The organism is Streptomyces sp. NPDC088553 (assembly GCF_044752965.1).
Lineage (GTDB): Bacteria > Actinomycetota > Actinomycetes > Streptomycetales > Streptomycetaceae > Streptomyces.
Genome location: NZ_JBIVMG010000010.1, coordinates 14,921 through 39,223 on the forward strand (window position 1 = coordinate 14,921; position 24,303 = coordinate 39,223).

Annotated in this window: 18 protein-coding genes and 1 pseudogene; 9 read left to right on the plus strand and 10 right to left on the minus strand. The window is 72.2% G+C overall.

The annotated features are described in order from the left end of the window. On the minus strand, positions 1-810 hold the full coding sequence (locus ACIP8Z_RS29825; RefSeq protein ID WP_402088941.1) for an SDR family oxidoreductase: 810 nt from the start codon (positions 808-810) through the stop codon (positions 1-3). Continuing rightward, the gene (locus tag ACIP8Z_RS29830) at positions 807-1,943 is read right to left on the minus strand and encodes an acyl-CoA dehydrogenase family protein (RefSeq protein ID WP_402088944.1); all 1,137 of its coding nucleotides are present in this window, start codon (positions 1,941-1,943) and stop codon (positions 807-809) included. The genes ACIP8Z_RS29825 and ACIP8Z_RS29830 overlap by 4 nt, the downstream gene beginning before the upstream one ends. Before the next feature lie 57 nt (positions 1,944-2,000). On the opposite strand from ACIP8Z_RS29830, the gene ACIP8Z_RS29835 reads away from it, so the two are divergent. Both ACIP8Z_RS29835 and ACIP8Z_RS29840 read left to right on the plus strand, forming a co-directional pair. Further along, positions 2,001-3,146 (plus strand): acyl-CoA dehydrogenase family protein, encoded by a 1,146-nt coding sequence (locus ACIP8Z_RS29835; RefSeq protein WP_402088947.1) that lies wholly within the window; start codon positions 2,001-2,003, stop codon positions 3,144-3,146. Then, positions 3,146-4,150: an acyl-CoA dehydrogenase family protein gene (locus ACIP8Z_RS29840; protein WP_402088950.1), complete on the plus strand. Its 1,005-nt coding sequence runs from the start codon at positions 3,146-3,148 to the stop codon at positions 4,148-4,150. Before ACIP8Z_RS29835 ends, ACIP8Z_RS29840 begins: the two co-directional genes overlap by 1 nt. On the opposite strand, the gene ACIP8Z_RS29845 is transcribed toward ACIP8Z_RS29840, so the two are convergent. From ACIP8Z_RS29845 to ACIP8Z_RS29855, 3 genes and pseudogenes are all read right to left on the minus strand, one after another. Continuing rightward, on the minus strand, positions 4,145-4,660 hold the full coding sequence (locus ACIP8Z_RS29845) for a pyridoxamine 5'-phosphate oxidase family protein (RefSeq protein ID WP_402088952.1): 516 nt from the start codon (positions 4,658-4,660) through the stop codon (positions 4,145-4,147). The two genes, ACIP8Z_RS29840 and ACIP8Z_RS29845, sit on opposite strands and share 6 nt — an antisense overlap. An 88-nt stretch (positions 4,661-4,748) precedes the next feature. Next, a pseudogene (locus tag ACIP8Z_RS29850) lies at positions 4,749-5,120 on the minus strand (VOC family protein); the annotation flags it as partial. Between the two features lie 53 nt (positions 5,121-5,173). Beyond that, complete coding sequence (locus tag ACIP8Z_RS29855; protein WP_402088955.1) at positions 5,174-5,539, minus strand: MerR family transcriptional regulator; 366 nt, start codon at positions 5,537-5,539, stop codon at positions 5,174-5,176. Between the two features lie 68 nt (positions 5,540-5,607). Here ACIP8Z_RS29855 and ACIP8Z_RS29860 point away from each other — a divergent pair, with 68 nt between their 5' ends. Further along, positions 5,608-6,522, plus strand: coding sequence for an aldo/keto reductase (locus tag ACIP8Z_RS29860; protein ID WP_402088958.1), 915 nt, complete (start codon positions 5,608-5,610; stop codon positions 6,520-6,522). Here ACIP8Z_RS29860 and ACIP8Z_RS29865 read toward each other — a convergent pair. Both ACIP8Z_RS29865 and ACIP8Z_RS29870 read right to left on the minus strand, forming a co-directional pair. Next, on the minus strand, positions 6,517-7,236 hold the full coding sequence (locus tag ACIP8Z_RS29865) for a vWA domain-containing protein (RefSeq protein ID WP_402088960.1): 720 nt from the start codon (positions 7,234-7,236) through the stop codon (positions 6,517-6,519). The genes ACIP8Z_RS29860 and ACIP8Z_RS29865 overlap by 6 nt on opposite strands. Further along, complete coding sequence (locus tag ACIP8Z_RS29870; protein ID WP_402088963.1) at positions 7,227-7,820, minus strand: PadR family transcriptional regulator; 594 nt, start codon at positions 7,818-7,820, stop codon at positions 7,227-7,229. Before ACIP8Z_RS29870 ends, ACIP8Z_RS29865 begins: the two co-directional genes overlap by 10 nt. Before the next feature lie 97 nt (positions 7,821-7,917). Here ACIP8Z_RS29870 and ACIP8Z_RS29875 point away from each other — a divergent pair, with 97 nt between their 5' ends. The 6 genes from ACIP8Z_RS29875 (at position 7,918) to ACIP8Z_RS29900 (ending at position 16,678) form a co-directional block, all read left to right on the plus strand. Then, positions 7,918-9,045, plus strand: coding sequence for an LLM class flavin-dependent oxidoreductase (locus tag ACIP8Z_RS29875; protein WP_402088966.1), 1,128 nt, complete (start codon positions 7,918-7,920; stop codon positions 9,043-9,045). Beyond that, complete coding sequence (locus ACIP8Z_RS29880) at positions 9,042-9,764, plus strand: SDR family NAD(P)-dependent oxidoreductase (RefSeq protein WP_402088968.1); 723 nt, start codon at positions 9,042-9,044, stop codon at positions 9,762-9,764. The genes ACIP8Z_RS29875 and ACIP8Z_RS29880 overlap by 4 nt, the downstream gene beginning before the upstream one ends. Then, positions 9,761-10,651: an alpha/beta hydrolase gene (locus ACIP8Z_RS29885; protein ID WP_402088971.1), complete on the plus strand. Its 891-nt coding sequence runs from the start codon at positions 9,761-9,763 to the stop codon at positions 10,649-10,651. Before ACIP8Z_RS29880 ends, ACIP8Z_RS29885 begins: the two co-directional genes overlap by 4 nt. A 92-nt stretch (positions 10,652-10,743) precedes the next feature. Beyond that, positions 10,744-15,900, plus strand: coding sequence for a caspase family protein (locus tag ACIP8Z_RS29890; RefSeq protein ID WP_402088974.1), 5,157 nt, complete (start codon positions 10,744-10,746; stop codon positions 15,898-15,900). Then, positions 15,897-16,226: a hypothetical protein gene (locus ACIP8Z_RS29895; RefSeq protein WP_402088976.1), complete on the plus strand. Its 330-nt coding sequence runs from the start codon at positions 15,897-15,899 to the stop codon at positions 16,224-16,226. Before ACIP8Z_RS29890 ends, ACIP8Z_RS29895 begins: the two co-directional genes overlap by 4 nt. After that, a complete protein-coding gene (locus ACIP8Z_RS29900; protein WP_402088979.1) occupies positions 16,223-16,678 on the plus strand; it encodes a hypothetical protein in 456 nt (151 codons plus the stop codon). The genes ACIP8Z_RS29895 and ACIP8Z_RS29900 overlap by 4 nt, the downstream gene beginning before the upstream one ends. Before the next feature lie 122 nt (positions 16,679-16,800). Here the strand turns inward: ACIP8Z_RS29900 and ACIP8Z_RS29905 are convergent, their stop codons facing one another. From ACIP8Z_RS29905 to ACIP8Z_RS29915, 3 genes are all read right to left on the minus strand, one after another. Further along, the gene (locus ACIP8Z_RS29905; protein ID WP_402088982.1) at positions 16,801-18,261 is read right to left on the minus strand and encodes a glutamate synthase subunit beta; all 1,461 of its coding nucleotides are present in this window, start codon (positions 18,259-18,261) and stop codon (positions 16,801-16,803) included. Further along, positions 18,254-22,819, minus strand: coding sequence for a glutamate synthase large subunit (gltB, locus tag ACIP8Z_RS29910; RefSeq protein ID WP_402088985.1), 4,566 nt, complete (start codon positions 22,817-22,819; stop codon positions 18,254-18,256). Before gltB ends, ACIP8Z_RS29905 begins: the two co-directional genes overlap by 8 nt. Before the next feature lie 541 nt (positions 22,820-23,360). Then, positions 23,361-24,089, minus strand: a complete 729-nt coding sequence (locus ACIP8Z_RS29915) for a VIT1/CCC1 transporter family protein (RefSeq protein WP_402088988.1) — start codon at positions 24,087-24,089, stop codon at positions 23,361-23,363. Positions 24,090-24,303: the final 214 nt, after the last annotated feature.

Consider the following 24,303-nt stretch of genomic DNA (forward strand, 5'->3'; position numbering starts at 1 on the left):
CTACGGATGCTGGCTGCTGACCGAGACCGTCTCGCCGGTCATGTAGGAGGAGTAGTCGCCGGCGAGGAAGACGATGACGTTGGCGATCTCCCAGGGCTCGGCATGACGGCCGAAGGCCTCGCGCGCGGTCAGCTCGTCGAGGAGTTCGGTGGTGGTGACCTTGGCGAGGTGGGGGTGCATGGCGAGGGACGGTGAGACGGCGTTGACGCGGACGCCGTACGCGGCGGCCTCGACGGCGGCGCAGCGGGTGAGGGCCATGACGCCGGCCTTGGCGGCGGCGTAGTGGGCCTGGCCTGCCTGGGCGCGCCAGCCGACGACGGAGGCGTTGTTGACGACGACGCCGCCGGTGCCGGTGCCGTCGCCGGTGGCCGCTTCCCGGAAGTGGCGGAGGGCGGCGCGGGTGCAGCGGAAGGTGCCGCCGAGGGTGACGTCGAGGACCCGGTTCCACTGCTCGTCGGTCATGTCGGCGAGCTCCGCGGTGCCGCCGAGGCCGGCGTTGTTGACGGTGATGTCGAGGCGTCCGTGGAGCCGTACGGCGGTGTCGTACAGCGCCTGGACCTGGGCCTCGTCGGTGACGTCGCAGGGCTGCGAGGCGACCGCGTCCGCGCCGAACTCGGCGGCGAGCGCGGTCTCGGTCTCCTTGAGGCGCCGGGTGTGGGCGTCGCTGACGAGGACGCGGGCGCCCTCCTCCAGGAAGCGGCGGGCGGTGGCGCCGCCGATGCCGGCTCCGGCGGCGGCGGTGATGACGGCGGTCCGCCCGGCGAGGAGTCCGTGGCCCTGCACGTAGGGCGGCGCGGGGGTGCGGGTCATGGACGCGGCTCCTTCGGGAGGCCGAGCACCCGCTCGGCGATGATGTTCCGCTGGATCTCGCTGGATCCGGCGTAGACGGTGTCGGCGCGGGAGAAGAGGAACAGCCGCTGCCAGTCGTCGAGTTCGTACGGGGCTCCGGCGGCCAGCGTGGCGGCGGGTCCGCACACCTCCAGGGCGAGTTCGCCGAGGTCGCGGTGCCAGTGGGACCAGTACAGCTTGGCGGCGGAGGGGTCGGTGCCGCGCAGGGCACCGGCGCGGAGCGCCTGGAGGCCGGCCCAGGCGCGGGTGAGGCGGTCGCGGATGTCGGGGTCGGCGGCGGCGCCGTTGCGGCGGGCGAGGGCGACGAGGGCGTCGAGTTCGCGGCGGAAGCCGACCTGCTGGCCGAGGGTGGAGACGCCGCGTTCGTAGCCGAGGGTGGCCATGGCGATCCGCCAGCCGTCGCCGGGTGCGCCGACGACGTTCGCGGCGTCGGTGACGGCCCCGTCGAAGAACACCTCGTTGAACTCGCTGGTGCCGGTGAGCTGGACGATGGGCCGGATCTCGACGCCGGGCCGGCCGAGGGGGACGAGGAGGTACGAGAGTCCGGCGTGGCGCCGTGAACCCGGTTCCGTCCGGGCCAGGACGAAGCACCACTGGGACTCGTGGGCGAGGGAGGTCCAGATCTTCTGCCCGTTCACCACCCACCGGCCGTCCTCCAGGGTGGCGCGGGTGCGGACGGCGGCGAGGTCGGAGCCGGCGCCGGGTTCGCTGTAGCCCTGGCACCAGAGTTCCTCGACGGCGCGGATCGGGGGCAGGAAGCGGGCCTTCTGTTCCTCGGTGCCGTGGTCGATGAGCGTGGGTCCGAGGAGTTGTTCGCCGATGTGGTTGACGCGGGCGGGGGCGTCGGCGAGGGCGTACTCCTCGTGGAAGGCGATCTGTTCCTCGATGCTCGCGCCGCGCCCGCCGTACTTCTCGGGCCAGCCGACGCAGGTCCAGCCGTGGGCGGCCAGGTGTCTCTCCCAGGCGAGGCGTTCGGCGAAGGCCTCGTGCTCGCGGCCGGGTCCGCCGCGCCCCTTGAGGGCGGCGAAGGAGCCGCTGAGGTGGGTCTTCAGCCAGCCCCGTATCTCCGCCCGGAACTCCTCGACGCTGCTCATGGCCGTACGTTAACCTACCAAACACTTGTTAGGGAACGGGTGAGGGCGGGGTGACCGATGGATCTCTCGTACACGCGGACCGAGGAGGCCTTCCGGGCGGAGGCCCGGGAGTGGCTGCGGGACCATGTCCCCGCCGGGCCGCTGCCCTCCCTCGAGACGGCCGAGGGCTTCGCCGCCCACCGCGCCTGGGAGGCCGAACTGGCCGCCGCCCGCTGGTCGGTGGTCTCCTGGCCCGAGGAATACGGGGGCCGGGGCGTCGACCTCGACCGGTGGCTGGTCTTCGAGGAGGAGTACTGGGCGGCGGGGGCGCCCGGCCGGGTCTCGCAGAACGGCGTCCAGCTCCTCGCGCCCACCCTCTTCGACCACGGCACTACGGAACAACGCGCGCGCGTGCTGCCGTCGATGGCGACCGGCGCGACGATCTGGGCGCAGGCCTGGTCCGAGCCCGAGGCCGGTTCCGATCTGGCGTCGCTCACCTCGCGCGCGGTCCGCACGGACGGCGGCTGGCTGCTCACCGGGCAGAAGACCTGGTCCTCACGGGCCGCCTTCGCCGACCGGGCGTTCGGCATCTTCCGCAGCGACCCCGACGCGGACCGGCCCCACCGGGGCCTGACCTACCTCATGTTCGACCTGCGGGCGCCGGGGGTGACCGTCCGGCCCATCGGCCGGCTCGACGGCAAACCCGCCTTCGCCGAGCTGTTCCTCGACGGCGTGTTCGTCCCGGACGAGGACGTGATCGGGGAGCCGGGGCAGGGCTGGCGCATCGCGATGTCCACGACGGGCAACGAGCGCGGACTGATGCTCCGCTCCCCCGGCCGTTTCCTCGCCGCCGCCGACCGGCTCGTACGGCTCTGGCGGACGGAGGGCGATCCGGCGGACTCGGCGCTGCGGGACCGGGTGGCGGACGCGGTGATCGGGGCGCGGGCGTACCAGCTGTTCACGGCGGGCGCGGCGGCCCGGCTGGCGACGGGGGCGCCGTCGGGGGCGGAGTCCAGCCTCAACAAGGTCTTCTGGTCGGAGTACGACCTGGCCCTGCACGAGACGGCGCTGGACCTCCTGGGCCCGGACGGCGAGTTCGCGGACGGCGCGTGGGCGGAGGGGTACGTCTTCTCCCTCGCGGGTCCCCTCTACGCGGGCACCAACGAGATCCAGCGCGACATCATCGCCGAGCGGCTGCTCGGCCTCCCGAAGGGGCGCCGCTGATGTCCTTCCTGCCGACCGACGAACAGCGCGCCTTCGCCCGCTCCCTGGACGCGATGCTCACCGCCGCGGACACCCCGGCGGCCGCACGCGCCTGGGCAGGCGACGACCCCGGCCCGGGGCGGGCCCTGTGGGGCCGGCTGACGGAGGCGGGGGTGTGCGCGCTCGCGGTCCCGGAGGAGTACGAGGGGTTGGGCCCGCTCCCGGTCGAACTGACCCACGCCTTCCTGGAGTTGGGACGTCACGCGGTGCCGGGCCCGGTGGTGGAGACGGTGGCGGCGGCGGTGCTCCTCGGGGAGCTGGCGCGCCTGGGCGACCCGGGCCCGGCGAAGCGCCTCCTGCCGGCCCTGGCGGCGGGCGAGCGCACGGCGACGCTGGCGATCGCCGGGACGGAGGACGTACGGCACGCCGTCCCGTACGCCCTGGACGCCGACCGGGCGGACACGGTGCTCGTCGTACGCGGGGAGGAGCTGTGGCGGGCGCCCGGCCACGGGCCGGTCCGGGTCTCCGCCGACCCCGCGCGCCGGCTCGCCCGCCCGGCACCCGGCGGGGAGCTGCTCGCCGAGGGCCCGGCGGTGGCCGTCGCGGCCGGGCGGGCCCGGCGCTGGGCGATGCTGGCGACGGCCGCGCAGTCCCTGGGCGTGGGTCTGGCGCTGCTCGACCGGACGGTGGCGTACGCCCGGCAACGCACCCAGTTCGGCACCCCGATCGGCGCGTTCCAGGCGGTCAAACACCGGCTGGCGGACACGCTCCTCGCCCTGGAGTTCGCGCGGCCGCTGCTGTTCGGGGCGGCGGTGACGAGGTCGGACGGGGACCTGGCCGCGGCCAAGGTGGCGGCCGGAGAAGCGGGATACTCGGCGGCGCGCACCGCCCTCCAGATCCACGGCGCGATCGGCTACACGGAGGAGCTGGACCTCTCCCTGTGGCTCCGCAAGGCCCGCCCGCTACGCGACGCCTGGGGCGATCCGGCCGCCTGCCGGGCCGCTGTCCTGACCGCGCGCTCATGACACCTGACGGGGCGGGCTGTCGTCGTTGCCGCGCCGGAGGGTCCGGGCCGGGCGCCCGGCGGACCAGGTGCGGATCACGAGCTCGTCGCCGTCCACCCAGGTCCGTACGACCTCGGTCGGGTCCACCCGGAAGAGGTGGAACGGCTGGGGCTCGCCCGCGGCGGCGACGTACCGGGCGACGGTCTCCGGGTCGGTGACCTCGACCGCCCGCCCGGAGACCCGGACGTCCCCGCCGCCCATGCCGGTGCCCTCGCCCAGGTTGGCGAGGAGGGTGAGCCGGGGGTCGCGGCGCAGGTCGCGGGCCTTGCGGGAGCCGGGCATCATGCCGAGCCAGAGTTCGCCGAAGCGGAAGCCCACCTCGATGCCGCTGAGCCGGGGCGAGCCGTCCTCGCGCACGGTGGCGAGGGCGTGGTGGGTGTACTGCCCGAAGCGCTCGCGCACGGTCTCGGCGAATTCGGGTTCGGCGGCCTCGAAGGCCGACCAGGTGGTTCCGGTTCCGGTGTCTCCCATGCGTCCAGGAAACACCGGATACCCGACATCCACTGTCCGGATTACTCCGTACGTCTCGGCATCGGGGCCGGGATCACGATCAGGCGGTGGCGGCGCGCTCGGCGGCGCTGCGCTCGACGCAGAACTCGTTCCCCTCGGGGTCGCCCAGGGTCGCCCAGCCGGTGCCGTCCGGGTTGCGGCGGTCGTCGAGGAGGGTGGCGCCGAGGCCGAGCAGCCGCTCGACCTCCTCGTCGCGGGTGCGGTCCTGCGGCTGGAGGTCGAGGTGGACGCGGTTCTTGACCTCCTTCGTCTCGGGGACCTGGATGAAGAGGAGGCTGGCTCCGGGAGACTCGACGAGCGCCTCCTCGTCCCCCGGCCGGTCGTCGTCGGAGACCTGGGAGTCCAGGACCTTCGCCCAGAAAGTCGCCAGAGCGTAGGCGTCGGCGCAGTCGATGGTCACGTGTCGTACCAGAGAAGTCATGGGCGTCATGATCACCCACGGCAACGACCGCGGGCCACCGGATTCCCCCTCGTTCAGTCGGCGGTGGCGAGTTCCCGGCCCTCGGTCGCCGCCACGAGCGCGGCGAGGGAGGAGCGGGCACCCTGGAGGTCGTGGATCTGCTCGTCGATCGCGTCGAGCCGGGCGACCAGCATCGGGCTGAGACAGGGCTCGATCTCGGCCTCGCTGCCGCAGACGCAGTCGAGGACCTCGGCGATGACCCGGGTCGGCAGTCCGGCACCGAGGAGGGCCCGGATCCGGCGTACGACGGCGGGGGCGTCGGGCCCGTACACCCGCTGGCCGCCGGGGGTGCGCTCCGAGGCGAGGAGGCCCTGCTCCTCGTAGTAGCGGAGCAGCCGGACGCTCACCGTGGTCTCGCGCGCCAGCTCACCGATCTTCATGTGACCCCCCTCACATCCGCCCGGGCGCGCTTGAACCTCACATCCGTGTGAGCTCCTACGGTCCGAGCATGACGAACAACACGAACGACACGCACTCCTCGGACACGACGATATTCCAGCTCGGCGGTGACCTCCCGGTCCGGCGGGTCGGCTACGGCACGATGCGGCTCGCCGACGGCCCGGGCGACCCGACCGGCCCGGAGGCCCGCGTCTGGACGGCCCCGGCCGACCGGGCGGCGGCGGTCGCCCTGCTGCGGACGGCCGCCGAGGCGGGCGTCACCCTCTTCGACACGGCCGACGCGTACGCCCTCGGGGCCGGGGAGGAGCTGCTCGCCGAGGCCCTGCATCCGTACGGCGACGGGATCGCGGTGGCCACCAAGGTCGGTGTGGTCCGGCCCTCCCCCACCGAGTGGGTGCCGCTCGGCCACCCCGCCTATCTGCGCCAGCAGGCCGAGCTGAGCCTGCGCCGGCTGCGCACGGAGCGGATCGACCTGCTCCATCTGCACCGTCTCGACGAGAACGTCCCGGTCGCCGAGCAGGTCGGTGCCCTGCGGCAGCTCCAGGAGGAGGGCAAGGTCCGGCACATCGGCCTCTCGGAGGTGACGGTCGCCCAGCTGACGGAGGCCGAGGCGGTCGCGCCGATCGCGGCCGTGCAGAACCTCTACAACCTGGCGGACCGCGGCCACGAGGCCGTCGTCGAGCACACGGCCGGACGCGGGATCGCGTTCATCCCCTTCTTCCCGGTCGCCATGGGCGGACACGCGGGCCCGGACGGGCCGGTCGCCCGGGTCGCCCGCGAGATCGGCGCCACCCCGTCGCAGACGGCCCTCGCCTGGCTGCTGCACCGGGCCCCGCACATCCTCCCGATCCCGGGCACGACCTCGGCCGCCCATCTCGTGGAGAACCTGGGCGCGCTCGACGTCGCCCTCACCGAGGAGCTGTTCGCCCGGCTCGACAAGGAGGTGGGGGCCGCGGCGTCATGACCGGACGATGCCCTGCCGTCGCGCCGCCGCGAGCCAGACCGGGAACTGGGAGACGAGCCTGTCGTACAGCTCCGCGTCCGGGACCCGGCTCGGGTCCTGACCCGCGTGGAAGAACCCGGAGTTGTCGACGGGCCGCCTCGCCGGCACGGCCAGCTCGTCGAGCCGGCGCAGGAACTCGAACTGTCGGCTTCCGGGGTCGCCGAAGCCGATGAACTGCCAGAAGATCGGCAGCCGGGCCGCCTTGCACACGTACCGCTCGGCCGCGAGCTTGTTGATCGGGCCGCCGTCGGTCTGGAAGACGACGAGCGCGGGCGCGGTGGATCCGCTGTCGAGGTAGTGGTCGATGACGGCGTCCATGGCCAGGTGGTAGCTGGTCTTCCCCATGTGCCCGAGCCCGGCGACGATCCGGTCGATCCGGCCGGCGTGGTCGTCGAGCCGGATGTCGGTCTCGGCGTCGATGTCGGTGGAGAAGAAGACGACGGGCACCCGTCCGTCGTCGTCGAGCTGTGCGGAGAGCCCCAGCACCCGGTCGGCGAGGGCCTGGACGGCGCCGCTGGCGTAGTAGGGCCTCATCGACCCGGAGTGGTCGACGACGAGGTAGACGGCGACGCGCTGCCCGTCGATCCCGTGCCGTCGCAGCGACGCGCCCGCCTCCTTGTAGAGACTCACCAGCGCGGGCGCGGTCTCCTCGACCTTCCGCAGACTCAGTGCCATGGCCCCTCCTCCGACTCCCGCTCCACCCGCTCGATGTCCGCGAGCATGGCGTCGGCCAGATCCCGCTCGGCGGTGTAGTACCGCTCGGCCCAGGCGAGGGTGAGCCGGGGGTACGTCCAGGCCTGGTCCGCCGACGCGTCCGCCGCGTCGGCCTCGGCGCGCAGCCGCATGGTCTCGGCGTACTCCCGGTGCGCGGCGAGGACCTCCCGCATCCGCTCGGGTTCGAGGAGATGGCCGAGCCAGAGCCGGAGCATCGGCCCGTGCTTGAGGACCGGCGGGTCGAGGGGCGCCGTGCGGGCCCAGGCCTTGACGGCGGCGAGGCCCTCGTCGGTGATCCGGTAGACGCGCTTGTCGCGCGAGCCGGCCTCCGGGGCGACCAGGCGCGAGCCGGCGTATCCGGCCCTCTCCAGGCGTTTGAGCTCGCTGTAGATCTGGCTGAAGGACGGGCTCCAGTAGAAGAGCCCCAGTGACCGGTCCGACCACTTCTTGAGGTCGTAGCCGGACAACTCCCGCCCGAAGGAGAGCAGTCCGAGCACGGCCCAGCTGGTCGCCGGAAGCGCCGGCGCGGTCTCTTCGTCCGCCACGGTCGGCAGTCTACGGCCCTTCCCTCCCCCACCTATGCCTGCTAGAAGTATTTCGATTAGGCATACTTGCCGTCGTCATCTCCGGGAGGAGCGCCCCGTGAAGTTCTCCATGATCTTCGAAGCACAGCTCGTCGACCCGACCCCCGCCCGCGAACATCGCGTCATCCACGACTGCGTCGAACAGGCCGTCCTCGCCGAGGAGATGGGCTTCGACCGGATCTGGGCGGTCGAACACCACTCCCTCACCCAGTACGCCCACATGAGCGCGTCCGAGATCTTCCTGACCTGGGTCGCCGCCCGCACCCGCACGATCCGCGTCGGGCACGGCGTGGTCACCATGCCCTTCGGCTACCAGCACCCCGTTCGGGTCGCCGAACGCGCCGCCATGCTCGACGTGCTCTCCGGCGGCCGGGTCGACATCGGCGCCGGGCGGGGCGCGACCCGCCAGGAGATGCGGATGTTCGGGGTGCGCCCCGAGGACACCGCACCGCAGACGGAGGAGGCCCTGCGGATCCTCGCCGCCGCCTGGCGCGAGCCGGAGTTCGAGTGGCACGGTTCGCTCGACATCGGCCCCGGCGCGATCCTGCCCCGCCCGGTCCAGCACCCGCACCCGCCGCTCTTCCTGGCCTGCTCGCAGCACGCCTCGCTCCGGCAGGCCGCCGAACTCGGCATCGGAGCCCTGGTGATGGGCTTCGCCGGCGCCGACGACGTCCGCGCGATGCGCACGGTGTACGACGAGGCGCTCGCCACGCGGGACGGGTCGCGGTTCGTCTCCACCCAGGTCAACGACCACTTCTCCGCCCTCTGCCCGACCGTCGTCCTCGACGACGCCGACCGCGCGCTCCGGCTCGGCACCCGGGGCCAGCGCTTCTTCGCCGAGTCGATCGCCCACTGGTACGGCGGCGCGCCCGCGCCCACCGGCTACGCGGAGGACGAGGACCACACCGGCGCCCTCGCCCGCGAACGGGACGAGCTGATCGCCCGGCTGCACGAGGCGAACGTCCCCGCCCGGCCGGTCGACACCGGCACCTACAACACCGACCACGCGTACGGGGACGCCGCCACGGCGATCGCGTACGTCGAACGGCTCCGGGAGATCGGCGTCGACGAGGTGATGTGCCTGATCCAGATGGGAACCGTGCCGCAGGAGGCCTGTCTGGAGACCATCCGCCAGTGGGGCACGAAGGTCATCCCGCACGTCCGTGCCCTGGACGCCACCGCGTGAGCGCCCTGGACGGCAAGGTCGTGATCGTGACGGGCGCGGCACGCGGCCAGGGCGCCGCCGAGGCCCGGCTCCTGGTGGCGGCCGGGGCGCGGACGGTCCTCACCGACGTACGGGAGGAGGAGGGCCGTGCGGTGGCGGCGGGGCTCGGCGGGGCGGCGGTCTTCGTCCGCCACGACGTGACGTCGGCGGACGACTGGCGGACGGTGACGGACACGGCGGTCACCACGTACGGCGGGATCGACGGACTCGTCAACAACGCGGCCCTCTGGCGGACGGCCCCGGTGGAGTCGGAGACGTACGAGAACTTCGACCTCCTTCTCCGGGTCAACCTGTTGGGGCCGTTCCTCGGCATCCAGGCCGTGCTGCCCGCGCTCCGCGAGGCGGGCGGCGGCTCGATCGTGAACGTGTCGTCCACGGCCGGCCGCGTCGGCCTTCCCGGCCACGCGGCGTACGGGGCGGGCAAGTTCGGCCTGCGCGGCCTCAGCCGCGCCGCGGCCCGCGACCTCGCGCCGTACGGCGTCCGGGTCAACTCGGTCCACCCGGGCGCCGTCGACACCCCCATGACGACGGCGGTCGCGGACCGGGACTGGTCGCACATCCCCCTCGGCCGGATGGGCCGCCCGGAGGAGGTCGGGGAACTGGTCGCGTTCCTGCTCTCGGAGGCGTCGTCGTACGTGACGGGCGCCGAGTTCAGCATCGACGGAGGCCTCACCGCATGACGACGACCGACGCACGGCCCGCCGACCCCCTCACCCCGGACGCCCGCGCGCTCTGCGACGCGATGGCGGCGGCCTTCCCACCCCCGGAGGCGGGCGCGGAAGCACTGAGGTCGGCGGCGAGAGCACGCCTCGGCGACATCCCACCGGCCCCGACCGCCTCGGCGAACGGCGTTCCCGTACGGCTCTACGAGGGGCGGGAGGACCTCGTCGTCGTCTTCGCCCACGGCGGCGGCTGGGTCCTGTGCGACCTGGACACCCACGACCGCACCTGCCGCGCGCTCGCCGACCGCACCGGCGCCACCGTCGTCTCCGTCGACTACCGGCGGGCGCCGGAGCACCGCTTCCCGGCGGCCGAGGACGACGTGTGCACGGCCCTGGCGTGGGCGGCCGACCGGTACCCGGGCCGCCCCCTGGTCCTGGCGGGCGACAGCAGCGGCGGGAACCTGGCAGCGGCGGCGGCCCTCCGCGCCCGCGACGGGGGCGGCCCGCCCCTGGCGGGCCAGCTCCTCGTCCACCCGGCCCTGGACCACAGACTGGAGGGACGGTCGGCCCACGACTTCGCGGAGGGCTACTTCCACACGACGGCGCACATGCGCTGGTACTGGCGGCAGTACGTGGGCCCGGCCGGCGACCCGGCCGCCGCCTCCCCCGGCCTGACGGCCGACGTCTCGGGCCTCCCGCCGACCCTCCTCGTCCTCGCCGACTGCGACCCCCTCCGCGACGAGGCCCTCGCCTACGCCCGCCGCCTCTCCGGAGCGGGCGTCCGCACCGAGGTCCACCTGCACACGGGGGTGTTCCACGGCTTCCTGGGCGGAACGGGGGTGCTGCCGGAGGCGGACGCGGCGCTGGAGGGGGCGGCGGCCTGGCTGAGGAGCCGCGGAGGGTAGGCCGCCCAGTCGCCCCAACGGCCCTCGATCCGGGCGGACGTTCTGGAATCATCGACGTCCAGGGGTGGCACACAGGGGAGTTGGGGGTACGGATGAGCTCGACGACGGACGCGGCCGAGGAGGTGGGCACCGGCAGGCGGCGGGCGCTGCTCATCGGTGTGGGCAGGACCCCGTTCCTGGAACGGGACGAGGTCCTCTCCCGGCGCTTCAAACCGCTCGACTTCGTCGACCGCGACATCGAGATGGTCCGCGCCGCCCTCATCGAGTCCGACTACGAGGTCGACGCCCTCCATCCCGGCCACTCCGACCCCGAACGGCAGGACCCGGACGCCGGCTCGATCGTGGTGGCCGTGGAGAGGTTCCTCCTCTCCTGCGAGGCCGGGGACACGGCCTTCCTCTACTTCTCCTGCCACGGGGTGACCGTCGGCGAGCGCGAGTACCTCCTCACGTCCGCCGCACAGGCCCGCGCCAACGGCTCCCTGATCTCGCACACCATCCTGGAGGTCAGCCCCGAGGTCCTCCTCGGTGCCGTGCCCGACGGCGTCACCGTCGTCGTCTGTCTCGACACCTGCCGTACCGACGACTCCCGCTCGCCCGCCGACTTCCACGAGACCCCCCTGGCGAGTTCCGCCTACCGCGACGTGGCCTGGCTGCACGCGAGCGGACGCGGTCAGCCGGCCTATGCCGACCCCCGGAAGGGCAGCTACTTCGGGATCGCCCTCTCCCAGGCCCTGTCACGCACCAGCGCCCCCAAGACCTTCAAGGAGGTCCACTCCTACGTCGAGGGCCGGGTGGAGCACCTCACGGCCCACCTCCCGGGTCCCTCACCGACGGTCGAGTTCCGGTGTGCGAAGGACCTTGAGGACCGGCTGGTCCTCTGCCGGGGCTCCCGGCAGACCGAGCGCTGGGCCAAGGCGATCACCGACTCCGTTCTCTGGAAGCACACCTCGCACGGGCCCGAGGCGCACCAGCGGGTCAAGGACGAGCTCGAAGACCTGGCGCGCGAGGTCGCGAAGAGCCGCCTCGGCACGGACGCGGCCCTCACCGGCCCCTGGAGCGATCCGGACTACCCGATCCGGGTCGTGGACCGCCTCGGCCGCCTCGTCGCGGACGCCCACCTCGGCGACAACGAACGTCTCTCCCCCGCCGAGACGGCCGCCCTCCTCGCCGCTCCCCTGATGCACGAGGGCGTCGTCGCCGTCGCGCTGAGCGAGCTGGCATGGCTGCGACCCGACAGACTGGACAAGCCGGACGAGGGTGGCCGGGGCAAGGAGCCCGCAGAGGGTCACCAACGGCAGGTCTGCGACGAGGCGGCCGACCTCTGCCAGGCCAACTCGGGAGTGCACCAGGCGGCCGAGTCGCTGAGGCAGCGAAAGCTGACCGACGCCGCCACCGCCGCCGACCACTGGCTGCGCCACCGATTCATCGCCGACTGGGACCGACTGTGGGACCGCACCGACGACTACCCGTCGGTGAACGGCCTCCTCGACAGGGTCGTCGGGGCCGTCTCGGCAGGCGCCGAGCACATGTCCGGCGCGCAACTCTCCGAGGTGGACCGGCACGTCCGCCGGGTTCTGCCGCACATGACGGTCCCCCCGGGCTCCAGCCCGCGCATCGACGCCTCCGCCAGCCCCAGTTGGAGCCGTCTCGAACGCCCCGTCCCCGGCAACAGCTGGCGCGCCTGGGAGCTCGCCTATCTCCTGTGGCTGGCGGCGCTGCTCGCCGCCGATCCACGCCGCATGTCCAGCGTGCTCGTCGACCACCTCGGCGCGCGCCGACCGCTCACCCCGGCCGCCGTGGTGACGGCGCTCGCGGACAGTGGCTGGGAGGCGCTCGACCGTGACGGGTCGACCGGGTACGTGCTCCGCCTGGCCTGCCCGCATCCCGCGTTGCACGCGGCGCTCGAAGAGCTGGCGGCGACCGCCGACGCCTCCGTGCGGGCCCTTCACCGACGCTGGCACGCCGACGGGCGCACGGCGCCGGACCTCCTCCGGGGCGTTCCCCGGAAGGTGACCACCGACTTGCTGAAGCCCGCCGATCAGAGCTACACAGCGCCTCTGGAGCGATTCCGCCTCGCGGAGGACGAGATCCGCCCGCTGCTCATGGGCACCCAGCTGTACGGCGACCGGACGCTCGCGGTGCGGGAGCTGTACCAGAACGCGCTCGACGCCTGCCGGCACCGGCGGCAGCGGGCCGAGTACGGCAACAGGAGGAGGCGGTTCAACGGCCCCGACCGTGAACCCGAGATCCACTTCCTCCAGGCGTACGACGGGGACCGGCCGTACATCGAGTGCCACGACGAGGGCTCCGGCATGAGCCGGGAGAAGCTCACCTCCATGTTCGCGCGCGCGGGCAAGCGGTACGCACAGGACCCGGACTACGTGCAGGAGCGGCGCAACTGGCGGCGGGTCGGCATGGAGCCGATCCCCCTCAACAGCCGTTTCGGCATCGGCGTGTTCAGCTACTTCATGCTGGCCGACGAGGTCACCGTGCACACGGAGGCGATCGACGAGTACGGCAACCCGTCCCGCACGGCCGACCCGCTCCGGGCCACCGTCCAGTCGGGTTCCGGTCTGCTCCAGATCGGCCCGACGGACGGCCCGCCGGGGCGAGGCGGCACGGTGGTGCGGCTCTACCTCAACCACGAGGGCGACGAGGAGGACCCGCCGTCGGTCGTGACGACGCTGCGGCGCCTGCTGTGGGTGAGCGACTTCCGGGTGACGGCGGTGGAGCTGGGCCCGGACGGAACGGAGATCCGCTCGGACGCCTGGGAGCCGGGCGTCCTCCACGCCTCGGCGGACCGCGCCGCGGAGTGGCACGGGCCGGCCGTGAAGGGGGGCGGTGAGAGCTGGATCGTCCAGGGACCCGGACAGTTGCTGCTCGACGGCATCGTCGTGGAGCGCGCTCCCAAGGTCTTCGGGTATGTCTTCAACCTCCGGGAGAAGCATCGTCCGGAGCCGAGTGTCAACCGGAACTCGCTGGTCTCGTACGACTCGGCGGCGGTGGCGGAAGAGTTGCTCGGCGCGGTACCGGTCGCGGCGGGCGTGCTCGACGAGGTCCATCTGTCGTGGCTCTGGGAACTGGCGAGCGAGGAGCCGCAACTCGTCGTCCAGCTTTTCGACCATCTGCCTCCCGGGGCGACCGGACTCCTCGACGCGGAGACCGTCGACTACCAACTCCCCGCCACCCGCCTGCCACTGCGCCGCACGGGCGTTCTCGGAATGGACTTCACCCAGATGCGGCAGTGGACGGGCCGCGAGCCCATGCCGATGTCCGAGCGCGCGGAGGCGAAGGTTCTCAGACGGTGGCGGCTGACAGCGCTGGGGGCGTCGTCGCGCGGCGAGCCCGCGTTCGCGCCCGACCGCTACCCGGTGCCGATCGGCCTGGACGCGCTCCTGGTGTCCTCCCGCCTGCTCGACGGCCGGTGGACGGTCCCTGTGAGGGCCGCGCTGCGCGCCGGTATCCCGTTGGCCGCGAGTGTCCGGGCGCTGCGCCGGTACGCGATCGCCGGCGCCCATGTCCCGGCCGCTCGGAGCATCGCGGACCTGCGCGCGGTGGGCGCACCCGGCGAGGAGATGGCAGATCTCTGCCAGGCCTACGAAGCGGCGGCCGCGCGGGCGGCGGCCGGCGAGCGGCCCGCCACCTCTCACGCCCCCCTGCTGACCGTGGCCGCCCAGCATGGCGTGCCCCCGTCCCGCCTGCTGCCCGATCTGGACGTCCTTCGGCGCCTCGGCGTCGAGATCCCGGATCCGGACGTCCTCTCCGCCGTCGACCTGACGGCGAAGCCCTTCGAGGCCGAATCCGCACTCCTCGAAGGGCCCGGAGGTCCCTGGGACGAGGGCCAGCGGCGCACGGTGCACCCCGTCGATCTGCTGCTGTACGCGCCGCTGCCCGCACAGCGGCGTCGGCTGGCCGAGCGGATCACGGCCCTGGAGCCGCTGGGCCTCTCCCTCACCGAACCCGTACGCGACGAGACCCTCGACCACCCCGCGCTCACTCCCTTCGAACGAAGGCTCGTGTCGCGCGACATCGACGGCATCCACCCATGGCTCCCCGCCGGTCGTCTGACCGTGCCGCAGCTCATGGAACGCAGCCACAGCCTGAGCCAGCCGCTCGGCGAGGTGGCTCGGGAGGTCGCCCGCATCGCACCGGCCACCGGGGTGTCCGCACCGGAGGTGCCCGAGGAGTGCCGGGGCTGGGTCCCCCCGCGGTGGGTGGCGCGGGCGACACGCGCCGCCACCCCCACGTCCGGGGCCGGGGCCACGCACTCCAGTTGGCGCCTGCTCACCCTCGCCCACCAGGCCGACCGCCGCCCTTCACCGGAGGAGCTGCGGCGGGAACTCGTCCTCCTGGACTCCTGGGGTTGCCTGGCCGATCCCGTCGACACGCTGGTCGAGGAGTTCGAGCACCTCTCACCCGCCCTCGTCGGCCTGCTGGAGTACGGACTCAGCAACTGGTCGAACGACGTGGACCGGTGGGGGTTCGATGTCGGCACCCTCGGCATCCCCCTCTTCCTGAAATTCGCGGCCCTGAACCGCAGCGCCCTGGGCGACGCCGTCTTCGACGTGATGCGGGAGAGACAGGACGGGCCCCGGCTTCCGCTCGAGATCCCCGTCGTCCCCGAGGAAGCCCGCTCCCTGACACCCGTGCACTCCGAGCTGACCCTCCTGCTCCACAAGAGCGAACACGGCGAGTCCTTCCGTGAGCACCTGTCGATCCAGAACCTCCTCTCGCTCGCGATGACCCGCCGCGGCGGTACTCTCCGCCACGCCGCCACGGTCCTCGACTCCTACCGCTGTCTCGGCGGCCCCGCGGCCCCCGGCCCGATCACCGACGCCCTCGCCGCCTTCGAACCCACCGACTTCGACCTCGCTGCCTTCGACCCGAGTCTCCTCGGCCCCGGCGTCCTCGGCCCCCTCGAACTCGTCCTCGTGGCAGGCCGGTTCGGCTGGGAGCTCGGGGAGACCTACGACCGGTACGCACCTTTCACGAGCCTCGGCCTCAAGCTCAGCACGCCCGAACCCCAGGGCGAAGAAAGGGGAATCGTCCCCGGCTGGCGTGATGTCATCGTCCTCACCGAGCAGTTGACCGGTCGCGCGCCCGCCGTCACGGGAACCGTCACCGACGAGCACGTCGTTCTCTGTGCCGAGGAGACGGAGCAGTCCGAGGCCGACGTCCGTGACAGCCTCCGCAGCTACGCCCGACTGTTCTCGCTCGTCGTTCCCACCCCCGGAGGACCGCAGGCATGAGCCCCGCCATCCCCTACCAGCGCAAGCCCTTTCCCCTCGCCCAGCCCCTCACCGCCTTCCTCTGGCAGGTGCGGGGCGACGGCGACGGTGTGGAGGCCACCGGTGAGTGCCCCCAGTGCCGGTGCGTGACCAAGAACGTCATCGCGGGTGTCCAGTACGTCACCAAGGGCCCTTCGAAGTCCCTGCGGGACCTCCTGGCCACAGGTGCGCCGAGGCCCGCCCGGTGCGAGTGCACGACCTGGCACCTGAACCGGCCCGACGGGGTCCCGGACGGCTGCGGAGCCTCGTTCTGGATCGCGCTTCCGCCGGGGGGACTCTCCCTGTGAGCGACTTCACCGACGACGAACTGTGGGACGCCAACCTGCGGGGACGGGCGATGGCGAGCCCGCCCGAACGGCTCAGGGCGGCGCTCCAGCAGGCGGAGGGGTACCGGAACTTCCTCACCACGCTCACCGGGCTGCTCACCGTGATCTTCGTGCTCAAGGGCCAGGAGAACCTGAGCAGGATGACCACCGGCCCGAGGTGGTGGGTGATCGGGCTGCTCGCCGGGGCGTTCCTGCTGCTCCTGCTGGCGTCCTGGCTGATGGTCTCGGCGGTGCACGAGCGGCCGGGCGATGAGGTGCTCACCGACGCGGAGTATCTGCTGAACTACGAGAGGAAGCGGGCCAAGGCCGTCCGGCGGACGACCGGCTGGGCCCGCTGGATGGGTCTCGTCGGCGTTCTCGCCGTCTCCGCCGCCTCGCTGATCACCTGGATCCTCCCGGGCCCGACCGCCTGACCTCCCGCGCCCCCAGACGCGCGACAGCGCCCGCCCAGTCGTCCGGTCGGGGACATTCGGGGGGCGCCGTGCTCAGTTCCGTACCTCGTTGTACGGGACGTTCTCGGGGTGATCCGGTCGGATCAGACCGTCAGCGAACGGTCCGTCGGGCGGATCGGGGCCGGCAGGGAGCTGGCGCCGGTCAGGTAGCGGTCCACGCCGCGGGCGGCCGAGCGGCCCTCGGCGATGGCCCAGACGATGAGCGACTGACCGCGGCCGGCGTCGCCGGCGACGTACACGCCATCGACGTTGGTGGCGAAGTCCGCGTCTCGGGCGATGTTACCCCGCTCGTCGAGGTCCAGACCAAACTGGGCGACCAGGCCGTTCTCCACGTCCGTGCCGGTGAAGCCCATCGCGAGCGTGACCAGCTGGGCGGGGATCTTCCGCTCCGTGCCCGGCTTCTGGGTCAGCTTGCCCTCGACGAACTCGACCTCGACGAGGTGGAGGAACTGGACGTTGCCGTCCTCGTCGCCCTCGAAGTGGGTGGTGGAGACGGAGTAGACCCGCTCGCCGCCCTCCTCGTGCGCGGAGGTGACCTTGTACAGCATGGGGAAGGTCGGCCAGGGCTGACCCGGGTTCCGCTCCTCGCCCGGCCGGGGCATGATCTCCAGCTGCGTGACCGAGGCCGCGCCCTGGCGGTGGGCCGTACCGACGCAGTCGGCGCCGGTGTCGCCGCCGCCGATGACGACGACGTGCTTGCCCTCGGCGGTGATCGGCGGGGCGACGAAGTCACCCTCGACGACCTTGTTCGCCAGCGGCAGGTACTCCATCGCCTGGTGGATGCCGTTGAGCTCGCGGCCCGGGACGGGCAGGTCGCGGGCGGTGGTGGCGCCGGCGGCGATGACCACGGCGTCGAACCGCTTGCGCAGGTCCGTCGACGTCAGGTCGCGGCCGACCTCGACGCCCGTGCGGAACTTGGTGCCCTCCGCGCGCATCTGCTCGATGCGGCGGTTGATGTGCCGCTTCTCCATCTTGAACTCGGGGATGCCGTAGCGCAGCAGGCCGCCGATGCGGTCGGCGCGCTCGTACACGACCACGGTGTGGCCGGCCCGGGTCAGCTGCTGGGCGGCGGCGAGACCCGCCGGGCCCGAGCCGATGACGGCGGCGGTCTTGCCGGACAGGCGCTCGGGCACCTGCGGCTTGACGTCGTTCGCGTCCCAGGCCTTGTCGATGATGGAGACTTCGACGTTCTTGATGGTGACGGCCGGCTGGTTGATGCCGAGCACGCACGCGGACTCGCACGGCGCCGGGCAGAGGCGGCCGGTGAACTCCGGGAAGTTGTTGGTGGCGTGCAGGCGCTCCTGCGCCGCCGACCAGTCCTCGCGGTAGGCGTAGTCGTTCCACTCGGGGATCAGGTTCCCGAGCGGGCAGCCGTTGTGGCAGAACGGGATGCCGCAGTCCATGCAGCGGCCGGCCTGCTTGCTGATGATCGGCAGCAGGGAGCCGGGGACGTAGACCTCGTTCCAGTCCCTGACGCGCTCGCCCACGGGGCGGGTCTCGGCGACCTCGCGACCGGTGGTCAGGAAGCCCTTGGGGTCAGCCATGGGTCGCCGCCTCCATCATCTTCTCGGTGGTCTCGGCCTCGGAGAGACCGGCGAGCTCAGCGGCGTCCTTGGCGGCGAGCACTGCCTTGTACGTGGTGGGGATGATCTTGCTGAACCGGGCCGCGTTCGCGTCCCAGTCGGCGAGGAGCTTCTCGGCGACCGTGGATCCGGTCTCCTCGTGGTGGCGGCGCACGACATCGTGCAGCCACGCCTTGTCGGTGTCCGACGGGGCCTCGATCGCGCCCAGGTTGCCGGAGTTGACGTTGTCCCGGTCGAGGTCGACGACGTAGGCGACACCGCCCGACATGCCGGCCGCGAAGTTGCGTCCGGTCTCGCCGAGGACGACCGCCGTACCACCGGTCATGTACTCGCAGCCGTGGTCGCCCACGCCCTCCGAGACGACCAGGGCGCCGGAGTTGCGGACGCAGAAGCGCTCGCCGGTGCGGCCGCGGAGGAACAGTTCGCCGCCGGTCGCGCCGTACCCGATCGTGTTGCCCGCGATCGTGGAGTACTCGGCGAGGTGGTCGGCGCCCCGGTCGGGGCGGACGATCACACGGCCGCCGGAGAGGCCCTTGCCGACGTAGTCGTTGGCGTCGCCCTCCAGGCGGAGGGTGACACCGCTCGGCAGGAAGGCGCCGAACGACTGGCCCGCGGAGCCGGTGAAGGTGATGTCGATGGTGTCGGCCGGGAGGCCGGCGCCGCCGAACCGCTTCGTCACCTGGTGGCCGAGCATGGTGCCGACCGTGCGGTTGATGTTGCGGATGGCGACCTGGGCGCGGACCGGCTGGGCCTCCTCGGCGGAGGCGGCGTTGAGGGCCTCGGCGGCGAGCTGGATCAGCTCGTTGTCGAGGGCCTTCTCCAGACCGTGGTCCTGCTCGATGAGGGCGTGGCGGACCGCGCCCTCGGGCAGCTCCGGCACGTAGAAGAGCGGCTCCAGGTCGAGACCCTGCGCCTTCCAGTGGGTGACGGCGCGGCTGGTGTCGAGCAGCTCGGCGTGGCCGACGGCCTCTTCGATGGTGCGGAAGCCCAGCTCGGCGAGGAGCTCGCGGACCTCCTCGGCGATGAACTCGAAGAAGTTGACGACGAACTCGGGCTTGCCGGAGAAGCGGTCGCGGAGGACCGGGTTCTGGGTGGCGATGCCGACCGGGCAGGTGTCCAGGTGGCAGACGCGCATCATGACGCAGCCGGAGACGACGAGCGGCGCGGTCGCGAAACCGAACTCCTCGGCGCCGAGCAGCGCGGCGATGACGACGTCGCGGCCGGTCTTGAGCTGGCCGTCGGTCTGGACGACGATCCGGTCGCGCAGGCCGTTGAGCAGCAGCGTCTGCTGGGTCTCGGCGAGGCCGAGCTCCCAGGGGCCGCCCGCGTGCTTGAGCGAGGTGAGCGGCGAGGCGCCCGTGCCGCCGTCGTGGCCGGAGATGAGGACGACGTCCGCGTGGGCCTTGGAGACACCGGCGGCGACCGTGCCGACGCCGACCTCGGAGACCAGCTTCACGTGGATGCGGGCGACCGGGTTGGCGTTCTTGAGGTCGTGGATCAGCTGAGCCAGGTCCTCGATGGAGTAGATGTCGTGGTGCGGCGGCGGCGAGATGAGGCCGACGCCGGGCGTCGAGTGACGCGTCTTGGCGACCCACGGGTAGACCTTGTGGCCGGGCAGCTGGCCGCCCTCGCCGGGCTTGGCGCCCTGGGCCATCTTGATCTGGATGTCGTCGGCGTTGACCAGGTACTCGCTGGTGACGCCGAAGCGGCCGGAGGCGACCTGCTTGATCGCGGAGCGGCGGGCCGGGTCGTAGAGGCGGTCCGGGTCCTCGCCGCCCTCACCGGTGTTGGACTTGGCGCCCAGCTGGTTCATGGCGACGGCGAGGGTCTCGTGCGCCTCGCGGGAGATGGAGCCGTACGACATGGCGCCGGTGGAGAAGCGCTTGACGATCTCGGAGACCGGCTCGACCTCGTCGATCGGGATCGCGGGGCGGTCGGAGGTGAAGCCGAAGAGGCCGCGGAGCGTCATGAGGCGCTCGGACTGCTCGTTCACCCGGTCCGTGTACTGCTTGAAGATGTCGTACCGCTTGTTGCGCGTGGCGTGCTGCAGGCGGAAGACGGTCTCCGGGTCGAACAGGTGCGGCTCGCCCTCGCGGCGCCACTGGTACTCGCCGCCGATGTCCAGGAGGCGGTGCGCCGAGGGGACGCCGGAGACGGGGTACGCCTTGGCGTGGCGGGCGGCGACCTCCTTGGCGACGACGTCGAGACCGGCGCCGCCGATCTTGGTGGCCGTGCCGTTGAAGTACGTGGCGACGAAGGTCTCGTCGAGACCGACGGCCTCGAAGACCTGGGCGCCGCGGTAGGAGGCGACGGTGGAGATGCCCATCTTGGACATGACCTTGAGGACGCCCTTGCCGAGCGCGTAGATCAGGTTCCGGATGGCCTGCTCGGGCTCCAGGCCCTCGATGAAGGTGCCGGCGCGGACCAGGTCCTCGACGGACTCCATGGCGAGGTACGGGTTGACCGCCGCGGCGCCGTAGCCGATGAGCAGGGCGACGTGGTGGACCTCGCGGACGTCACCGGCCTCGACGAGCAGACCCACCTTGGTGCGCTGCTTGGTGCGGATGAGGTGGTGGTGGACGGCCGCGGTGAGCAGCAGCGAGGGGATCGGCGCGTGCTCGGCGTCGGAGTGCCGGTCGGAGAGCACGATGAGGCGGGCGCCGCCCTCGATGGCGGTGTCGGCCTCGGCGCAGATGGCGTCGAGGCGGGCGGCGAGGGCGTCGCCGCCGCCGGAGACCCGGTAGAGGCCGGAGAGGGTCGCGGCCTTCATGCCGGGCATGTCGCCGTCGGCGTTGATGTGGATGAGCTTGGCCAGCTCGTCGTTGTCGATCACCGGGAACGGCAGCGTGACGCTGCGACACGTCGAGGAGGTGGGCTCGAGCAGGTTGCTGCCGGGGCCGAGCGAGGAGCGCAGGGAGGTCACGAGCTCTTCGCGGATGGCGTCGAGCGGCGGGTTGGTGACCTGCGCGAACAGCTGGGTGAAGTAGTCGAAGAGGAGCCGCGGGCGGGCGGAGAGGGCCGCGATCGGCGAGTCCGTGCCCATGGAGCCGAGGGGCTCGCCGGCGGTGCGGGCCATCGGCGCGAGGATGACGCGGAGCTCTTCCTCGGTGTAGCCGAAGGTCTGCTGGCGGCGGGTGACCGAGGCGTGGGTGTGCACGATGTGCTCGCGCTCGGGGAGGTCGGAGAGCTCGATCTCGCCGGTCTCCAGCCACTCCTCGTAGGGGTGCTCGGCGGCGAGGGCGGCCTTGATCTCGTCGTCCTCGACGATGCGGTGCTCGGCGGTGTCGACGAGGAACATCTTGCCGGGCTGGAGGCGGCCCTTGCGGACGACCTTGGCGGGGTCGATGTCGAGGACGCCGACCTCGGAGGAGAGGACGACGAGGCCCTCGTCGGTGACCCAGTAGCGGCCGGGGCGCAGTCCGTTGCGGTCGAGGACCGCGCCGACCTGGACGCCGTCGGTGAAGGTGACGCAGGCCGGGCCGTCCCAGGGCTCCATCATCGTGGAGTGGTACTGGTAGAAGGCGCGGCGGGCCGGGTCCATCGTCTCGTGGTTCTCCCACGCCTCCGGGACCATCATCAGGACCGCGTGGGGCAGGGAGCGGCCGCCGAGGTGGAGCAGTTCGAGGACCTCGTCGAAGGAGGCCGAGTCGGAGGCGTCCGGGGTGCAGATCGGGAAGATCCGGTCCAGCGAGCCCTCGCCGAAGACGGTGGATTCGAGCTGGGCCTCGCGGGCGGTCATCCAGTTCCGGTTGCCCTTGACGGTGTTGATCTCACCGTTGTGGGCGACGAAGCGGTACGGGTGGGCCAGCGGCCAGCTCGGGAAGGTGTTGGTGGAGAACCGGGAGTGGACCAGGGCCACGGCGGTGGCGCAGCGGCGGTCCGACAGGTCCGGGAAGAAGGGCTCCAGCTGGCCGGTGGTCAGCATGCCCTTGTAGACGATGGTGCGGGCGGAGAGCGACGGGAAGTACGTCGCGGCCTCACGCTCGGCGCGCTTGCGCAGGACGAACGCCTTGCGGTCGAGCGCGATGCCGGTGGCCTCGCCGGCCGTGTCCGCGACGAAGAGCTGGCGGAAGACCGGCATGGTGGAGCGGGCGGAGGCGCCGAGCAGCTCGGGGGCGACGGGGACCTCACGCCAGCCGAGGACGTTCAGGCCCTCTTCGGCGGCGATCGCCTCGATCTTCGCGGCGGTCTCGTCGGTGCCGTCCTCGGGGAGGAAGGCGATGCCGACGGCGTACGCGCCGGTCTCGGGGAGCTCGAATCCGGCGACCTCGCGGAAGAAGGCGTCCGGGACCTGGAGCAGGATGCCGGCGCCGTCACCGGAGTCGGGCTCGGAGCCGGTGGCGCCTCGGTGTTCGAGGTTGCGCAGTACGGTCAGCGCCTGCTCGACCAGCGCGTGGCTGGCTACACCGGTGAGGGTGGCCACGAACCCGACACCGCAGGCGTCGTGTTCGTTACGGGGGTCGTACATCCCCTGCGGAGCAGGGCGACCGTCCATGGGCGACCAGGCGTCGGAACGCATCGGCTCTCCCGTCGTCGTCGTGGCTGGGGGCACCTCCCAGACCACGTCTGGGGGAGCTCTGCTGCCGAGGGACGACGTTGGCCCTCCGCGAAATTTCGTGCAGGTTACATGATGGCTGGTTTCTCGCTAAGTGGATAGCGCATTCCAACATGCGGACACCACCGATACGGAGCGGTGGTGTGGGTTCACCTGTGGTTTGCGAGGTCAGCGGCCTGCCCCGCGGGGACGGATCGAGGTGATCCGGAGGATCTCCGGGTCGTCGGCGACCCGTCACTGTGTGGGCCTCATTGCCCAGCGACGCTCAGGCCTCATTCCCGTTGGTCACGGGTTCGAAACCGCCGAGTAACCGGCTACATATGTGGCGTCGTGCATAGTGTCTCATCGCTGCGGCGGATCGGGCCAGGGATATACGTCACAGCCGATACGGGGCTTTCATCCCGAAAAGGTGCCGCGAAAAGACCGAGAGGCCCCTTTTGGGAGCCTCTCGGTCTTCTGTAGGGGTACGGATTCCGCACCCGGTCCGATGTTCGTACGGCGCTGGCTACAGCGCCGCCCCGAGGAGCATGCCGAGCCCGTACGTGACGGCCGCGGCGGCACCACCGAGGACGAGCTGACGCACCCCGCTGAAGAGCCAGCCACGCGCGGTGACCCGGGCGACGAGCGCGCCGCAGGCGAAGAGCCCGACGAGCGCGAGCAGCACGGCCGGCCAGAGCGCGGTCGCCCCGAGCAGGAACGGCAGGACGGGGAGGAGCGCGCCGAGCGCGAAGGAGCCGAAGGACGAGACCGCGGCGACCATCGGCGACGGCAGGTCGTCCGGGTCGATGCCGAGCTCCTCGCGGGCGTGGATCTCCAGGGCCTGCTCGGGGTCCTTCGACAGCTGCATCGCGACCTCGCGGGCCAGCGCGGGCTCGACGCCCCGGGAGACGTAGAGCGCGGCGAGCTCCTCCATCTCGTCCATGGGGTGCTTGCGCAACTGGCGGCGCTCGACGTCCAGTTCCGCCTGGACGAGTTCGCGCTGCGAGGCGACGGAGGTGTACTCGCCGGCGGCCATGGAGAAGGCGCCGGCCGCGAGTCCGGCGAGGCCGGTGATGACGACGGTCTGCGTGGAGACCGCGCCGCCTGCGACACCGGTCATCAGGGCGAGGTTGGAGACGAGTCCGTCCATGGCGCCGAACACCGCCGGACGCAGCCAACCGCCGTTCACGTCACGGTGCGTGTGGTTGTCGCGGTGGGCCTCGTGCAGTGGCGCCTGAGCTTCGATGATGGACATGGCTCTCCCCTCGTTCCGGCGGGCCGGGTAGCTCCCGCCGCCCCAACACCCTCGAAAATACGCGCGATGTAAGGGGCCCGCCAGCAAGGCAGGCCGTACTTACTAAGGCGTGCCTTGCTGCGTGAACCGGGTTCTGGCGAGGTGTCAGGCGGGTGACAGAGACGTTTCTTCGGCGAGTTCGCGGCCCGCCGTGGCACAGATCCAGGCATCGGGG

What these genes read in the sequence shown, in the direction of transcription:
- ACIP8Z_RS29905 (WP_402088982.1), bottom strand. Translation starts at nt 18,261, where the DNA reads ATGGCTGACCCCAAGGGCTTCCTGACCACCGGTCGCGAGGTCGCCGAG.
- ACIP8Z_RS29885 (WP_402088971.1), top strand. Translation starts at nt 9,761, where the DNA reads ATGACGACGACCGACGCACGGCCCGCCGACCCCCTCACCCCGGACGCC.
- ACIP8Z_RS29860 (WP_402088958.1), top strand. Translation starts at nt 5,608, where the DNA reads ATGACGAACAACACGAACGACACGCACTCCTCGGACACGACGATATTC.
- ACIP8Z_RS29895 (WP_402088976.1), top strand. Translation starts at nt 15,897, where the DNA reads ATGAGCCCCGCCATCCCCTACCAGCGCAAGCCCTTTCCCCTCGCCCAG.
- ACIP8Z_RS29865 (WP_402088960.1), bottom strand. Translation starts at nt 7,236, where the DNA reads ATGGCACTGAGTCTGCGGAAGGTCGAGGAGACCGCGCCCGCGCTGGTG.
- ACIP8Z_RS29915 (WP_402088988.1), bottom strand. Translation starts at nt 24,089, where the DNA reads ATGTCCATCATCGAAGCTCAGGCGCCACTGCACGAGGCCCACCGCGAC.
- ACIP8Z_RS29845 (WP_402088952.1), bottom strand. Translation starts at nt 4,660, where the DNA reads ATGGGAGACACCGGAACCGGAACCACCTGGTCGGCCTTCGAGGCCGCC.
- ACIP8Z_RS29835 (WP_402088947.1), top strand. Translation starts at nt 2,001, where the DNA reads ATGGATCTCTCGTACACGCGGACCGAGGAGGCCTTCCGGGCGGAGGCC.
- gltB (WP_402088985.1), bottom strand. Translation starts at nt 22,819, where the DNA reads ATGCGTTCCGACGCCTGGTCGCCCATGGACGGTCGCCCTGCTCCGCAG.
- ACIP8Z_RS29830 (WP_402088944.1), bottom strand. Translation starts at nt 1,943, where the DNA reads ATGAGCAGCGTCGAGGAGTTCCGGGCGGAGATACGGGGCTGGCTGAAG.
- ACIP8Z_RS29825 (WP_402088941.1), bottom strand. Translation starts at nt 810, where the DNA reads ATGACCCGCACCCCCGCGCCGCCCTACGTGCAGGGCCACGGACTCCTC.
- ACIP8Z_RS29840 (WP_402088950.1), top strand. Translation starts at nt 3,146, where the DNA reads ATGTCCTTCCTGCCGACCGACGAACAGCGCGCCTTCGCCCGCTCCCTG.
- ACIP8Z_RS29890 (WP_402088974.1), top strand. Translation starts at nt 10,744, where the DNA reads ATGAGCTCGACGACGGACGCGGCCGAGGAGGTGGGCACCGGCAGGCGG.
- ACIP8Z_RS29855 (WP_402088955.1), bottom strand. Translation starts at nt 5,539, where the DNA reads ATGAAGATCGGTGAGCTGGCGCGCGAGACCACGGTGAGCGTCCGGCTG.